At 57.1% G+C, this 13,913-nt stretch carries 12 protein-coding genes; 8 read left to right on the top strand and 4 right to left on the bottom strand.

What is annotated here, in order from left to right:
• Positions 1 to 26 precede the first annotated feature (26 nt).
• Positions 27 to 1,163 carry an LPS O-antigen length regulator Wzz(fepE) gene (wzz(fepE), locus tag VSR74_RS07170; RefSeq protein ID WP_347794030.1) on the top strand — a complete coding sequence of 379 codons (1,137 nt, stop codon included), beginning with the start codon at positions 27 to 29 and terminating at the stop codon, positions 1,161 to 1,163.
• A 30-nt stretch (positions 1,164 to 1,193) separates the two neighbouring features.
• On the opposite strand, the gene fepC is transcribed toward wzz(fepE), so the two are convergent.
• From fepC to fepD, 3 genes are read right to left on the bottom strand one after another with little or no spacing between them, the layout of a single operon-like run.
• Entirely contained in the window at positions 1,194 to 1,994 is an 801-nt protein-coding gene (fepC, locus tag VSR74_RS07165; protein WP_347794029.1) for an iron-enterobactin ABC transporter ATP-binding protein, read from the bottom strand.
• Positions 1,991 to 2,983, bottom strand: a complete 993-nt coding sequence (gene fepG, locus VSR74_RS07160) for an iron-enterobactin ABC transporter permease (protein WP_347794028.1) — start codon at positions 2,981 to 2,983, stop codon at positions 1,991 to 1,993. Before fepG ends, fepC begins: the two co-directional genes overlap by 4 nt.
• Positions 2,980 to 3,987 (bottom strand): Fe(3+)-siderophore ABC transporter permease, encoded by a 1,008-nt coding sequence (fepD, locus tag VSR74_RS07155; protein ID WP_347794027.1) that lies wholly within the window; start codon positions 3,985 to 3,987, stop codon positions 2,980 to 2,982. Before fepD ends, fepG begins: the two co-directional genes overlap by 4 nt.
• A 112-nt stretch (positions 3,988 to 4,099) precedes the next feature.
• Between fepD and entS the strand changes: the two genes are divergently transcribed.
• Positions 4,100 to 5,341, top strand: coding sequence for an enterobactin transporter EntS (entS, locus tag VSR74_RS07150; RefSeq protein ID WP_347794026.1), 1,242 nt, complete (start codon positions 4,100 to 4,102; stop codon positions 5,339 to 5,341).
• A 47-nt stretch (positions 5,342 to 5,388) separates the two neighbouring features.
• On the opposite strand, the gene fepB is transcribed toward entS, so the two are convergent.
• Positions 5,389 to 6,354, bottom strand: a complete 966-nt coding sequence (fepB, locus tag VSR74_RS07145; RefSeq protein ID WP_411914229.1) for a Fe2+-enterobactin ABC transporter substrate-binding protein — start codon at positions 6,352 to 6,354, stop codon at positions 5,389 to 5,391.
• A gap of 245 nt (positions 6,355 to 6,599) precedes the next feature.
• On the opposite strand from fepB, the gene entC reads away from it, so the two are divergent.
• The 6 genes from entC to cstA all read left to right on the top strand — a co-directional run bounded on the left by entC (position 6,600) and on the right by cstA (position 13,820).
• Positions 6,600 to 7,775: an isochorismate synthase EntC gene (entC, locus tag VSR74_RS07140; protein ID WP_347794025.1), complete on the top strand. Its 1,176-nt coding sequence runs from the start codon at positions 6,600 to 6,602 to the stop codon at positions 7,773 to 7,775.
• A 9-nt stretch (positions 7,776 to 7,784) separates the two neighbouring features.
• Positions 7,785 to 9,395 (top strand): (2,3-dihydroxybenzoyl)adenylate synthase EntE, encoded by a 1,611-nt coding sequence (gene entE, locus VSR74_RS07135; RefSeq protein ID WP_347794371.1) that lies wholly within the window; start codon positions 7,785 to 7,787, stop codon positions 9,393 to 9,395.
• A 13-nt stretch (positions 9,396 to 9,408) separates the two neighbouring features.
• Entirely contained in the window at positions 9,409 to 10,263 is an 855-nt protein-coding gene (locus tag VSR74_RS07130) for an isochorismatase (RefSeq protein ID WP_347794024.1), read from the top strand.
• Entirely contained in the window at positions 10,263 to 11,018 is a 756-nt protein-coding gene (gene entA, locus VSR74_RS07125) for a 2,3-dihydro-2,3-dihydroxybenzoate dehydrogenase EntA (RefSeq protein WP_347794023.1), read from the top strand. Before VSR74_RS07130 ends, entA begins: the two co-directional genes overlap by 1 nt.
• A gap of 1 nt (position 11,019) precedes the next feature.
• A complete protein-coding gene (gene entH / locus VSR74_RS07120) occupies positions 11,020 to 11,433 on the top strand; it encodes a proofreading thioesterase EntH (protein ID WP_347794022.1) in 414 nt (137 codons plus the stop codon).
• 281 nt (positions 11,434 to 11,714) lie between these two features.
• Positions 11,715 to 13,820 (top strand): pyruvate/proton symporter CstA, encoded by a 2,106-nt coding sequence (gene cstA, locus VSR74_RS07115; RefSeq protein ID WP_347794021.1) that lies wholly within the window; start codon positions 11,715 to 11,717, stop codon positions 13,818 to 13,820.
• The last annotated feature ends 93 nt before the right edge of the window (positions 13,821 to 13,913 follow it).

Genomic DNA, 13,913 nt, shown 5'->3' with positions numbered 1-13,913 from the left:
GTTTAAAACGCTGCAGGACATACAGCATGTCATCACTTAATTTAAAGCCGAATAAAAACTCAGAAGTTACGCCTTATCCAGCGATTGCCGGAAATAGTCATGAAATAGATCTCATCAACCTTCTGGATATTCTATGGCGTGCCAGAACAAGAATTATTGCCGTGGCCTTTGCATTCGCGGTGACGGGATTATTAGTGTCGTTTCTGATGCCGCAAAAGTGGACTAGCCAGGCGATCGTGACGACGGCTGAGCCGAGTCAGTGGCAGGAACTGGAAAAAACGTTGGTGGCGCTACGTGTCCTGGACGTCGACGTCAGTGTGAAAAAATCTGACATATTTACGTTATTTATCAGGAAATTCAATTCGCTATCGCTACTGGAAGAGTATCTGCGTAGTTCGCCGATCATTATGAACCAGTTAAAGGGCGCGGATATTGACCCGATGGATCTGCATCGGGCAATTGTCGGTTTAAGCGATAAGATGAAAGCGGCCGACAACAACTTCGGTAAAAAGAATGAACCTGCGCTGTATACCTCCTGGACGTTAAGCTTTACCGGCCCAAACCCTGAAGAAACGCAACAGGTTCTCAGCGGGTATATCGACTATATCTCAGCGATTGTGGTGAAAGAAACACTGAGCGATATGCGTAACAAGCTGGATATCAAAACGCATTATGAAAAAGAGAGACTGGCGCTGGAGTTGATCAAATTAAAGAACCAGCTCAGTGCCAAGATTAACCGTCTGCACTATTCGTTGGAAATCGCCACGGCGGCGGGGATTGCTAAACCGGTTTACAGCAATGGTCAGGCGGTAAAAGATGATCCTGACTTCTCTATTGCGCTGGGAGCGGACGGCATCGCAAAAAAATTGCAGATTGAGAAGGGCGTTACCGACCTTGCTGATATTAATGGCGACCTGCGTAATCTGCAGTATCACGTCGAGCAACTGAGTACCCTGAATATTTCGGATGTCTCTTTCGAGCCGTTTAAATATCAGCTCGCGCCATCGTTGCCGATAAGAAAAGATGGGCCGGGGAAAACGTTGATCATTCTGCTGGCGGGGATTGTTGGCGGTTTCGTGGGGTGTGGCATGGTGTTGCTGCAAAACGCGCTGCTTTCCCGCAAGCTGGAAGAGACTACGCCGCTTGAAGAGCAGTTGGCGTAAAGCGCAGAGCGGGATATTTCCCGCTCCAGATTAGCGACCTGTTCGCCCCAGGGGCACCACCAGCGGTGTTCCGGCGACCGGGTCGTCAATAATCATGCATTTCAGTCCATAGACTTGCTCAATGAGTTCCGCCGTGACGATCTCCCCCGGCGCGCCTTCTGCAACAATTTCTCCTTCCTTTAAGGCAATCAGATGCGTGGCGTAGCGGCAGGCCTGATTCAGATCGTGGAGTACCGCGGCCAGCGTATACCCCCGTTCCCGGTTCAGTTCGCCTAACAGTTCGAGTAAGTCGATTTGATGGCTGATGTCGAGCCAGGTTGTCGGCTCATCGAGTAGCATGATCGCGGTCTCCTGCGCCAGCACCATGGCAATCCAAACGCGCTGACGCTGGCCGCCGGAAAGCGTATCGACGCTCTGTGCGGCAAGACTGGTCACGCCGGTGGCCTGCATCGCACGGTTCACCGCGTTTTCATCTTCTGTTCGCCAGCGGGTGAACAGCGGTTGATGGGGGTAGCGGCCACGCGCCACCAGTTCCTGCACGGTGATGTCGCCCGGTGTCGTGGCGTTTTGCGCCAGTAAACCTATCCGTCTTGCCACATCCTTGCTGGCGTAGTGCTGAATTTGCTCGCCATCAAGATAGACATGCCCCTGAACAGGCGTCATTAAGCGGCTGAGTGTGCGCAGTAGCGTCGATTTTCCACAGCCATTGGGGCCGATAATGGCGGTGAAATGACCGTCAGGGATGGTCACGTTCAGGTTTTCCGCAATGATTTTTTTGCCATAAGCCAGCGTTAACTGCTCGCCACGCAAACGGGCCTGAGAAACTGTCATTTTTTGCGGGACTCCTGAATAAGCAACGCGATAAGGTAAATACCCCCCAGGCTTACGGTGACGACGCCTACCGGAAGCTGATAAGGCAGGAATAATTGCTGGGCGCAGAAGTCGGCCGCCGCCAGTAGCAGAGCACCGCACAGCGCCGCTTGCATGAGCCCCCAGCGTGCCGTGCCGCTAAGGCGACGGGCAATATGGGGAGCCACTAAGGCAATAAACGAAATTGGGCCTGCCAGCGCCGTTGAGGCCGCGGTCAGAACCACCGCCACCAGCATCATCAACAGACGTGAGTACTCCACCCGCACACCCAGCGCGCAGGCGCTATCGTCGCCCATCTCCAGCAAACGTAAGCGGCGTACCAGCAGCGCGGCGCACACCAGCATGACGAGGATAATCGGCACCGATGGCCAGGCTTTTGCCCAGGTCAGGCCGTTGAGCGAGCCTGCGTACCAGAGCCCGGCTGAGAGCGCGGTTTCCAGCGATGCCTGCAGCAGCAGCCAGGTATTAAAGGCCACCAGCATCGCGCGCACGCCGATACCAATGATAATGAGCCGGAATGTGTCGATGCCGTCACGCCAGGCGAGTAACCAGACGATAAGTGACGTGAGAATGCCGCCGGCCATCGCAGCCAGCGCAATGGCGGTGAGGTGCTGATCAAAAAAGACCATCGCCACCAGCACACCGCTCCATGCGCCGGTGTTGAAACCCATGACATCCGGGCTGCCCAGCGGGTTGCGCATCAGCGACTGGAAAATCGCGCCGCTGACGCCAAGCGCTGCGCCAATCAGCAGCGCCATTATCACGCGCGGCAGACGCCACTCCGTTACCACCATGGTGATAGCGCGCGGCGCATCGCCCAGCAGGGCGGCGATCACCTGGCTCAGTTCCAGCGTGACTGCGCCACTGCACAGGCTCCAGATCACGATCAGCAGACATGCCGCCAGCAACAGCAAACAGGAGGCGATTAAACGACGGGATGGGGCGATCATCGGCCACCTCCCGCACGCTGGCGGCGGACAAGGAAGATCAGAACCGGCGCGCCAATAAAGGCGCTTACCACGGAGACGCGCATTTCGCCGGGAACAATCAGGCGACCGATAATATCGGCGAACAACAACAGGGCAGGGGTTGCCAGCAGGGTGACAGGCAGCGACCAGCGGTGATCCGCACCCACCAGCCAGCGCGCAATATGCGGCATCATCAGGCCAATAAAGGCGATTGGCCCTACCACCGCGGTGGCGCTACCGCAAAGCACGGTAATAATCAGCAAGCCGATAAGCTGGGTTCGCGCCACTTTGCTGCCCAGCGCGGTGGCGGTATCCGCCCCGAGGCTCAGGCTGTTAAGCGCCCGGCTCAGCAGCAAAGCGGCGACACCCGCGATAAGCACCGGGCCCAGCACGACTTTCAACGTTTCCAGCGTGCGAATATCCAGCGAACCCGCCTGCCAGAAACGTAACTGATCGTAGACGTCCGGGTTGAGCAGGGCGATGCCGCTGGAGAGGCCCTCCAGGACTGCCGCCAGCGCGACACCCGCCAGCGTCAGACGTACAGGGCTCAGTTGCCCACCGCCCTGGCTGCCGGTAAATGCCACAATTAATGAGGCAATGAAAGCGCCGCAAAACGCCATTGCCAGTTGTTGTTCCGGCGAAGCGATGCCGAGCAGCGCCGCGCCCAGCACGATTGCGAAGCTTGCGCCTGCGTTAACGCCAAGCAGGCCCGGGTCTGCGAGAGGATTACGGGTGAGCGTTTGCATTAATGCCCCGGCAAGGCCGAGCGCGCCGCCCGCCAGCAATCCGGCCAGCGTGCGGGGGAGTCGGGCGTCAAGCACGATTGTACAGTCGGCGCTCTGACAGGTTCCGCTGAGAGCATCAACCACCACGGCGACCGGGAGCGCCTTCGCGCCGATAAGTAAGCTGAGCGTAACCGCAAGGAGTAGCAGTAAAAGTAAGCCGGGCAGCGCTATCGCGCGCAGCACGGGAGTGGAAAACGACATAACACATCCCTGAAGTTGATAATGATAGTAATTATCGTTATCTATCTTATTCGTTTATGTTAGCATGTGCGCCCACAAAAATGGTATGAAAAAAAAGCATCAAGGCACTGTAATGAATCGACAATCCTGGCTGCTGAACTTAAGCCTGCTCAAGACCCATCCGGCCTTTCGTGCCGTCTTTATCGCCCGATTTATCTCTATTCTCTCCCTTGGGTTGCTCGGTGTTGCCGTACCCGTCCAGATTCAAATGATGACCCACTCCACCTGGCAGGTGGGGCTTTCGGTGACGCTGACCGGCGGGGCGATGTTTATCGGCCTGATGGTGGGCGGTGTACTGGCGGACAGGTATGAACGCCGCAAGCTGATACTGCTGGCGCGCGGTACCTGCGGCGTAGGGTTTATTGGCCTGTGGCTAAACGCCATGCTGCCGGAGCCTTCGCTGGTTGCTATTTATCTGCTGGGATTATGGGACGGCTTTTTTGCTTCCCTCGGCGTGACGGCCTTGCTGGCGGCGACGCCGGTACTGGTGGGGCGTGAAAATCTGATGCAGGCCGGGGCTATCACCATGCTGACGGTGCGTCTGGGCTCGGTGATTTCACCGATGGTCGGTGGCCTGCTGTTGGCGACCGGCGGTGTCTCCTGGAACTATTTGCTGGCGGCGCTCGGGACTTTCATCACCACGCTGACCCTGCTGCGCCTTCCAGCGCTTCCGCCTCCGCCGCAGCCGCGTGAACATCCACTGGCGTCTCTGGTGGCGGGCTTCCGTTTTCTTCTGGGCAGCCCGCTGATTGGCGGTATTGCGCTGCTGGGCGGCCTGTTAACCATGGCGAGCGCGGTGCGCGTGTTGTATCCGGCGCTGGCGATGAGCTGGCAGATGTCGGCGGCGCAGATTGGCCTGCTCTATGCGGCGATCCCCCTGGGGGCGGCGTTTGGCGCGCTGACCAGCGGTAATCTGGCGCGCCATGAGCGTCCGGGACGCATCATGTTGGTTTCCACCGTGGCGGCGTTCGTGGCGATTGGTCTGTTTGCACTGATGCCGGTGTGGGTGATGGGCGTGGTATGTCTGGCGCTGTTTGGCTGGTTAAGCGCAATTAGCTCGCTGCTGCAATATACCCTGATTCAGACCCAGACACCGGAAGCGATGCTTGGTCGCATCAACGGTTTGTGGACGGCGCAAAACGTAACGGGCGATGCCATCGGCGCGGCGCTGCTGGGCGGATTAGGGGCCATTCTGACACCGGCGGCGTCGGCCAGCGCCAGCGGTTGGGCGCTGGCGATTGTTGGCCTGATACTGCTGGGATTGTTGACCGAACTGCGGCGTTTCCGCCAGCAGCCGGTGATTGTTGAAGGGTAATTGACGCTGCCCGGTAGCTTCATGCTTACCGGGCGGCTGGCAAAGCATTACTTTGCGCTAAACAGCGCCGATAATCGCTCCAGCACCAGCATGGCGCTGTAGTAGTCCAGGCGGAAGGTTTCGGTACCTAATGCATAAACCTGTTTGTGCTGTACTGCGGGCAAATGAGAGAGCAGCGGATTTGCGTAGATTGCGTCACTGTCTTTCTGGTCGCCTGCAAACAGGAACAGACTTTCCCCGTTCAGACCTGCTGCCAGATTCTCCCCGCCAAGCTGAATAATGTCGTGACGTTTCCCCTGACTCTGGCTGGCGTGTAAGCCACCAGGCAAAGTAGCGAGCGTAAAGCCAAGCTGTTTCAGTAATTTCCCTTGTGCCGATTCGGTTGTCCACAGGTTAGCGCTGTGGGCGGCGGCGGTATACACCAGCGCGCTAACCGGCTGCGGCGGCAGCGTTATTCTCTGTTTCACTTCCGTGAGCTTTTTAGCAAAGCTGCTGATTCGATCGGCGGCTTCTTTTTCCTTACCGGTAATGTGCCCGAGCTGAGTCAGCAGTTCCTGCCAGCTTTTGTCGTCATAGTTGATGATAAGCGTGGGGGCGACAAGGGAGAGCTGATCGTAGAGCGCCAGTGCGGAATCTCCGCCCGTTGCGCTAATTAAAATCAAATCCGGCATTTGCGCGGCCACGGCCTCGGCGCTCGGTTCGCCAATATAGAGACGTGCCAGCTTGCGCTGTTTCGCCACATCGCTCCACTGACGCAGGAAGCCCTGGCTATCCGCCACGCGGTTATTTGGCGTGGTGGCGCCGCTGGCAATGACTGGAGCATCAATCGCCAGCAGCGATCCGGTGAGGGTGACGCTGGTGGAGACAATGCGTTCTGGCTTGTGTTCAAGCGTGTGCGTGCCCCGGCTATCCACAATCTGGCGCGGCCAGTCAGCGGCGATGGCTGAGGAAACTCCTAAAAGGCTGACCAGGCAGAAGAGCAGGGCTTTGCGTTGCAGGGAAGGAACATTCACGAATCGGCATCCTGTTTATGGTGTGGGTAATGCTTCTCATTTTCAATCATTGTGCCTGTTGGATGCAAGTCTATGAAGAAATACCGTAAAAAGCGCACGGATTAGTATAACTGCGCTGTAACGCTGGCTATTAAGCACAACTTACGCCCCCTTGCTGTTGACATACGAAGCATTTACTTTTAGCTTACCGAGCGAAAATATAAATGATAATTATTCGTAATATCTTTATCGTTTTGGAGGATGATATGGAAACGTCACTGGCTGTGGATATGAACGAGCAGCAAGAAACACTCTGCGCTGATAATTTCTTCTTTATGTCGCCCTACCGGAGCTTCACCGCGACCGGTTGTTTTAGTCGTTTCTCCTGCCCGGCGGCAGGTGGCGATGACCTGAATAGTCCTTTCCAGCAACAATTAGCGGCAGCATTTGCGCAAGCGAAAGCCGCCGGGATTGCCAAACCGGTGATGGTCGGCGCAATCCCTTTTGATACTAACCAACCCTCTTCGCTTTTTATTCCGCAAAACTGGCAATCGTTCTCGCGCACCGGGAAGCAGCACTCTGCACGCTACATCGCCTCGGCTTCGCCGATTGGCGTGACCGAGCGCAGCGAAATTCCTCAACAGCCGGTCTTTATGGATATGGTTGCTCGCGCCGCAACGCTTACGGCCACGCCGCGGGTCGATAAGGTGGTGCTTTCCCGCCTGATTGAAATTGCCACAGATCGCCCGCTTGATAGCGGCGTACTGCTGGAGCGCCTGGTTGCACAGAACCCGGCGAGCTTTAATTTCCATGTGCCGCTCCCGGACGGTGGCGTGCTGCTGGGTGCCAGCCCGGAGCTGTTACTGCGTAAAGAGGGGAGCCACTTTAGTTCTTTACCGCTGGCGGGCTCCGCGCGTCGTCAGCCGGATGATGTGCTGGACAGAGAAGCCGGCAATAAGCTGCTGGCGTCAGAAAAAGACCGGCACGAGCATGAGCTGGTGACTCAGGCAATGAAAGCCACGCTGGCTCCGCGCAGCCGCTCGCTGTCACTGCCGGATACGCCGCAGCTCATCACAACCCCCACTCTCTGGCACCTGGCGACACCGATTGAAGGCGAGGCCAATGCGGCGGAGAACGCGCTTTCTCTGGCCTGCCTGCTGCATCCTACCCCGGCGCTAAGCGGTTTCCCGCATCTGGCGGCGAAACAATTAATTGCCGAGCTTGAACCCTTCGAGCGTGACCTGTTTGGCGGCATTGTCGGCTGGTGCGATGCCGACGGTAACGGCGAGTGGGTCGTCACGATTCGCTGTGCGAAGGTGAATGCGAACAAAGTGCGTCTGTTTGCTGGCGCAGGGATTGTGCCTGCGTCTTCTCCGGAAGCGGAGTGGCGTGAAACGGGCGTGAAGCTTTCAACCATGCTGAATGTTTTTGGCTTGCAGTAAGGAGCAATGATGTCTGTGGAATTTACCCGCTGGCCAGCCGATCTGGCGGCGCGCTATCGTGAAAAGGGTTACTGGCAGGATCTGCCGCTGACCGACATTTTAACCCGTCACGCGCAGAGCGATGCGATTGCCGTTATTGATGGTGAGCGTGAAATCAGCTATCGCCAGCTTAACCTGGCGGTCGATAATCTGGCCTCGGTTCTTCAACGCCAGGGACTGAAGCAGGGCGAAACCGCGCTGGTTCAGCTTGGCAACATCGTCGAGTTTTATATCACTCTGTTTGCGCTGTTGCGCATCGGTGTTGCTCCGGTGAATGCGCTGTTCAGCCATCAGAAAACGGAACTGAATGCCTACGCCGACCAAATCGAACCGGCGTTGTTGATTGCCGATCGCGCCCATGCGCTGTTCGCCGATGACCTTTATTTAAATGCTTTCATTGAGCGGCATCCGTCAGTGCGCAGCGTGCTGCTGCGTGGCGGGGAAGGTGAACACTCGCTTGATGCGGCGCTGGTTCAGGCGGCGGACAATTTTGTTGCCACGCCCACGCCTGCCGATGAAGTGGCTTTCTTCCAGCTTTCCGGCGGCAGCACGGGTACGCCGAAGCTGATTCCGCGTACCCATAATGACTACTACTACAGTATTCGCCGCAGCAATGAGATTTGCCGTTTCACGCCAGAAACCCGCTTCTTATGCGCGATCCCCTCGGCGCATAACTATGTGATGAGTTCGCCTGGGGCTCTGGGCGTATTCCTTGCCGAAGGCACTGTGGTGCTGGCCGCGGATCCAAGCGCCACACTCTGCTTCCCGCTGATCGAAAAACATCAGGTTAATACTGCGGCGCTGGTGCCGCCTGCCGTCAGCCTGTGGCTACAGGCGATTACCGAGTGGGGCAGTAATGCGCAACTCGCGTCTTTGACGCTGTTACAGGTGGGCGGCGCACGACTCTCCGCCACGCTTGCCGCCCGTATTCCGGCAGAGATTGGCTGCCAGTTGCAGCAGGTCTTTGGGATGGCGGAAGGGCTGGTGAACTATACCCGCCTCGACGATACCCCGGAACGCATCATCAACACCCAGGGGCGTCCGATGTGCCCTGACGATGAAGTGTGGGTTGCCGATGAAAACGGTGAACCGTTACCGCGTGGTGAAGTAGGACGACTGATGACGCGCGGGCCGTATACCTTCCGCGGTTACTACAAGAGCCCGCAGCACAACGCCAGCGCTTTTGATGCCAACGGTTTCTACGGTTCCGGCGATCTCATCTCTATTGATGAAGAGGGCTACATCACCGTGCAGGGACGCGAGAAAGATCAGATTAACCGCGGCGGCGAGAAGATTGCGGCGGAAGAGGTAGAAAACCTGCTGCTGAAACATGAATCGGTGATCCACGCCGCGCTGGTCAGCATGGAAGATGATCTGATGGGTGAAAAAAGCTGCGCCTATTTAGTGGTCAAAGAGCCGCTTCGCGCCGTTCAGGTTCGTCGCTTCCTGCGCGAGCAGGGCGTCGCTGATTTTAAACTACCGGATCGCGTCGAGTGTGTGGATGAACTGCCGCTGACTCATGTCGGTAAAGTCGATAAAAAACAACTGCGTCAGTGGCTGGCTACGCGCGCGCTGGGCTGAAGGAGAGAAGAGAATGGCAATTCCAAAATTACAGGGTTATGCACTGCCGACGGCAATGGAGCTCCCGGAAAACAAAGTGAGCTGGCCTTTTGAACCCGAACGAGCGGCGTTGTTAATCCACGATATGCAGGAATATTTCCTCAACTTCTGGGGCGATAACAGCGAGATGATGGACACCGTTGTGGCCAACATTGCCGCGCTGCGCGACTTCTGCAAAAAGAACCATATTCCGGTGTATTACACCGCGCAGCCGAAAGAGCAGAGCGATGACGATCGCGCCCTGCTGAATGATATGTGGGGGCCGGGTCTGACCCGCTCGCCTGAACAACAGAAGATTGTCGCCGCACTTGCTCCGGACGAAGCGGACACGGTGCTGGTGAAGTGGCGCTATAGCGCTTTTCACCGCTCACCGCTGGAGCAGATGCTAAAAGAGACGGGGCGCAACCAGCTTATTATCACCGGGGTGTATGCGCATATTGGTTGTATGACCACCGCGACTGACGCTTTTATGCGTGATATCAAACCCTTCTTCGTGGCGGATGCGCTGGCGGATTTCAGCCGCGATGAGCATTTGATGTCGTTGAAGTATGTCGCCGGACGCAGCGGGCGCGTGGTGATGGCCGAAGAACTGTTGCCTTCCGTTCCGGACAGCAAAGCCGCGTTGCGTGCGCTGGTGCTACCGCTGCTCGATGAGTCTGATGAGCCGCTGGATGATGAAAACCTGATCGACTATGGCCTTGATTCCGTGCGCATGATGGCGCTGGCAGCGCGCTGGCGGAAAGTCTACGGCGATATCGACTTTGTGATGCTGGCTAAGAACCCCACCATTGATGCCTGGTGGGCATTGCTCTCCCGCGAGGTGAAGTAATGAGTGGGTTTGATTTCACCGGAAAAACGGTGTGGGTGACGGGAGCCGGGCGGGGGATTGGTTTTGCCACTGCCCAGGCATTTGCTGATGCTGGCGCAACGGTAGTTGGCTTTGATCTCGCTTTTGCGGGCGAAGCATATCCGTTTACCACCGAAGTACTGGACGTTTCTGATGCCCGTCAGGTGGCGCATGCTTGTGAGAGATTGCTTGCCACCACGCAACGCCTCGATGTGCTGGTGAATGCCGCCGGTATTTTACGCATGGGAGCAACGGACGCTCTGAGCATTGACGAATGGCAGCAGACCTTCGCGGTCAATGTTGGCGGAGCGTTCAACTTCTTCCAGCAGACGATGGCGACATTCCGCGAACAGCAGGGCGGGGCAATTGTCACCGTGGCGTCTGATGCCGCGCACACGCCGCGCATTGGTATGAGCGCTTACGGGGCGTCAAAAGCAGCGCTGAAAAGCCTGGCGCTGACGGTCGGGCTGGAGCTGGCTGGCAGCGGTGTGCGCTGTAATCTGGTCTCGCCGGGTTCCACCGATACGGATATGCAACGCGGTATGTGGAAGAGCGAGGACGCGGAACAGCAGCGCATTCGCGGCTTTGGCGAGCAGTTTAAGCTCGGTATTCCACTGGGTAAAATCGCCCGTCCGCAGGAGATTGCGAACACCGTGCTGTTCCTGGCATCTGATTGCGCCAGCCACATCACGTTGCAGGACATCGTCGTGGACGGCGGCTCAACGCTTGGGGCATAAGATGATCTGGAAACGCCATTTATCTCTTGAGGAACTCAATGCCACCAGCCCGAATACGATGGTGGCGCACCTGGGGATCGTTTATACCCATCTCGGCGACGATATTCTCGAAGCGGAGATGCCGGTGGATAGCCGTACTCATCAGCCATTTGGCCTGCTGCATGGCGGAGCCTCGGCGGCGCTGGCCGAAACGCTGGGCTCTATGGCCGGGTTCCTCATGACCCGGGACGGACAGTGCGTGGTGGGGACGGAGCTTAATGCTTCACACCACCGTCCGGTCTCGCAGGGGAAAGTGCGCGGCGTCTGCCGCCCGCTGCACCTGGGGCGTCAAAGTCAAAGCTGGGAAATTGTTGTATTCGATGAGCAGGGGCGACGTTGTTGCACCTGCCGTTTAGGGACGGCTGTCATCGGTTAAATGGATGCTCAACTGCCCGATGGCGCTGCGCTTATCGGGCCTGAGAGATTATTGCGATGTGCAGGCCGGGTATGCGTAAGCACTACCCGGCAAAACAGTAACATATCTCACTCATCCCGCCTGTTTTTACACTTCTTTTCGCCACTAAAGTGATCCCGCCAGCAATATGATGTAAATACGCCGTGTTCTTGTTGTATTTATTGGTTTCTGAGTTGTTAAATCAAGACTGTTGATACAGAAATAAAATGTAACATTCTCAGCGACTCACACGGACAACATCTATGAACAATTCAGGGAAATACCTTACATGGGCATTGCTCTCCATTGTTGGAGCGTTTGCCCTGGGCTATATCGCCCTCAATCGTGGTGAACAGATTAACGCCCTTTGGATAGTGGTGGCGTCAGTCTGTATCTATCTGATTGCCTATCGTTTTTATGGACGCTACATCGCCAAAAATGTGCTGGCGGTTGACCCCACGCGTATGACGCCTGCTGTGCGCCATAACGATGGGCTGGATTACGTACCGACCGACAAGAAAGTGTTGTTCGGTCACCATTTTGCGGCGATTGCCGGGGCGGGGCCGCTGGTGGGCCCGGTGCTGGCTGCGCAGATGGGGTATCTGCCTGGGATGATTTGGATCCTTGCGGGCGTGGTGCTTGCCGGTGCGGTGCAGGACTTTATGGTGCTCTTTGTCTCTACGCGCCGCGACGGCCGTTCGCTGGGAGAACTGGTGAAAGAGGAGATGGGCGCCACTGCCGGGGTTATCGCATTGGTGGCGACCTTTATGATCATGGTGATCATTCTGGCGGTGCTGGCGATGATCGTGGTGAAAGCGCTGACCCACAGCCCGTGGGGGACGTATACCGTTGCGTTTACCATTCCGCTGGCGCTGTTCATGGGGATTTACATTCGCTACCTGCGCCCGGGGCGCATTGGTGAAGTTTCCGTTATCGGCCTGTTCTTCCTGATCTTTGCCATTATTTCTGGCGGTTGGGTGGCAGAAAGTGAAACCTGGGCGCCATGGTTTGACTTTACGGGCGTACAGTTGACCTGGATGCTGGTGGGTTATGGCTTTGTGGCGGCGGTACTGCCGGTGTGGCTGCTGCTGGCGCCGCGCGATTACCTCTCTACCTTCCTGAAAATCGGCACCATCGTTGGGCTGGCGATTGGTATTTTGATTATGCGCCCGACGCTGACCATGCCTGCGCTGACGAAATTTGTCGACGGCACGGGCCCGGTGTGGACAGGTAATCTGTTCCCGTTCCTGTTTATTACCATCGCCTGTGGCGCGGTATCGGGCTTCCATGCGCTGATCTCCTCCGGCACCACGCCGAAGATGCTGGCCAATGAAGGTCAGGCCTGCCTGATCGGTTACGGCGGGATGCTGATGGAGTCTTTTGTTGCCATTATGGCGCTGGTATCTGCCTGCATCATCGATCCGGGTGTTTACTTTGCGATGAACAGCCCGATGGCGATGCTGGCACCGGCAGGCACGGTTGATGTGGTCGCTTCTGCAGCACAGGTGGTGAGTAGCTGGGGCTTCACGGTAACGCCGGAAACGCTGAACCACATTGCGAATGAGGTGGGTGAACAGTCGATCATCTCTCGTGCGGGTGGTGCGCCAACGCTTGCGGTGGGGATGGCGTACATCCTGCACGGCGCATTGGGCGGCCTGATGGATGTTTCGTTCTGGTATCACTTCGCGATTTTGTTTGAGGCGCTGTTTATTCTGACGGCGGTGGATGCCGGTACCCGTGCGGCACGCTTTATGTTGCAGGATCTGCTGGGCGTCATCAGCCCTAACCTGAAGAGAACCGACTCGCTGCCGGCGAACCTGCTGGCGACAGCGCTCTGCGTCCTTGCCTGGGGCTACTTCCTCCATCAGGGCGTGGTTGATCCGTTGGGCGGAATCAACACCCTGTGGCCGCTGTTTGGTATTGCCAACCAGATGCTGGCGGGTATGGCGCTGATGCTGTGCGCGGTGGTACTGTTCAAGATGAAACGTCAACGCTACGCCTGGGTGGCGCTGGTGCCGACGGCCTGGCTGCTGGTCTGTACGTTGACCGCAGGCTGGCAGAAAGCCTTTAGCCCGGATGTTCGCGTTGGCTTCCTGGCCATTGCCAATAAATTCCAGGCGATGATCGACAGCGGGAATATCCCTGCGCAGTATACTGAGTCGCAACTGGCGCAACTGGTGTTTAACAACCGTCTTGATGCCGGGCTGACCATCTTCTTTATGGTTGTGGTGGTGGTTCTGGCGTTGTTCTCGATTAAAACCGCACTGGCGGCGCTGAAAGAGGACAAACCGACGGCAAAAGAGACACCGTATGAGCCAATGCCGGAAAACCTGGAAGAGATTGTGACCCAGGCGAAAGGGGCGCATTGATAGATGCCCTCACCCTAACCCTCTCCCGCAGGGAGGGGGGACAGACAGTTTTCTCCCTCTCCCTGCGGGAGAGGGCGGGTGAGGGGAACAAAA

Origin of the sequence: Pseudocitrobacter cyperus (genome assembly GCF_039889165.1) — a bacterium.
GTDB classification, from domain to species: domain Bacteria; phylum Pseudomonadota; class Gammaproteobacteria; order Enterobacterales; family Enterobacteriaceae; genus Pseudocitrobacter; species Pseudocitrobacter cyperus.
The sequence above is the reverse complement of the archived record's forward strand: the minus strand, read 5'-3'. Positions and strand labels throughout refer to the sequence as shown.

Bases quoted from the DNA above. Each gene is read 5' to 3' on its own strand.
- fepC (WP_347794029.1), bottom strand. From the start codon at position 1,994: ATGACAGTTTCTCAGGCCCGTTTGCGTGGCGAGCAGTTAACGCTGGCT.
- fepG (WP_347794028.1), bottom strand. From the start codon at position 2,983: ATGATCGCCCCATCCCGTCGTTTAATCGCCTCCTGTTTGCTGTTGCTG.
- fepD (WP_347794027.1), bottom strand. From the start codon at position 3,987: ATGTCGTTTTCCACTCCCGTGCTGCGCGCGATAGCGCTGCCCGGCTTA.
- entS (WP_347794026.1), top strand. From the start codon at position 4,100: ATGAATCGACAATCCTGGCTGCTGAACTTAAGCCTGCTCAAGACCCAT.
- entC (WP_347794025.1), top strand. From the start codon at position 6,600: ATGGAAACGTCACTGGCTGTGGATATGAACGAGCAGCAAGAAACACTC.
- entE (WP_347794371.1), top strand. From the start codon at position 7,785: ATGTCTGTGGAATTTACCCGCTGGCCAGCCGATCTGGCGGCGCGCTAT.
- VSR74_RS07130 (WP_347794024.1), top strand. From the start codon at position 9,409: ATGGCAATTCCAAAATTACAGGGTTATGCACTGCCGACGGCAATGGAG.
- entA (WP_347794023.1), top strand. From the start codon at position 10,263: ATGAGTGGGTTTGATTTCACCGGAAAAACGGTGTGGGTGACGGGAGCC.
- entH (WP_347794022.1), top strand. From the start codon at position 11,020: ATGATCTGGAAACGCCATTTATCTCTTGAGGAACTCAATGCCACCAGC.
- cstA (WP_347794021.1), top strand. From the start codon at position 11,715: ATGAACAATTCAGGGAAATACCTTACATGGGCATTGCTCTCCATTGTT.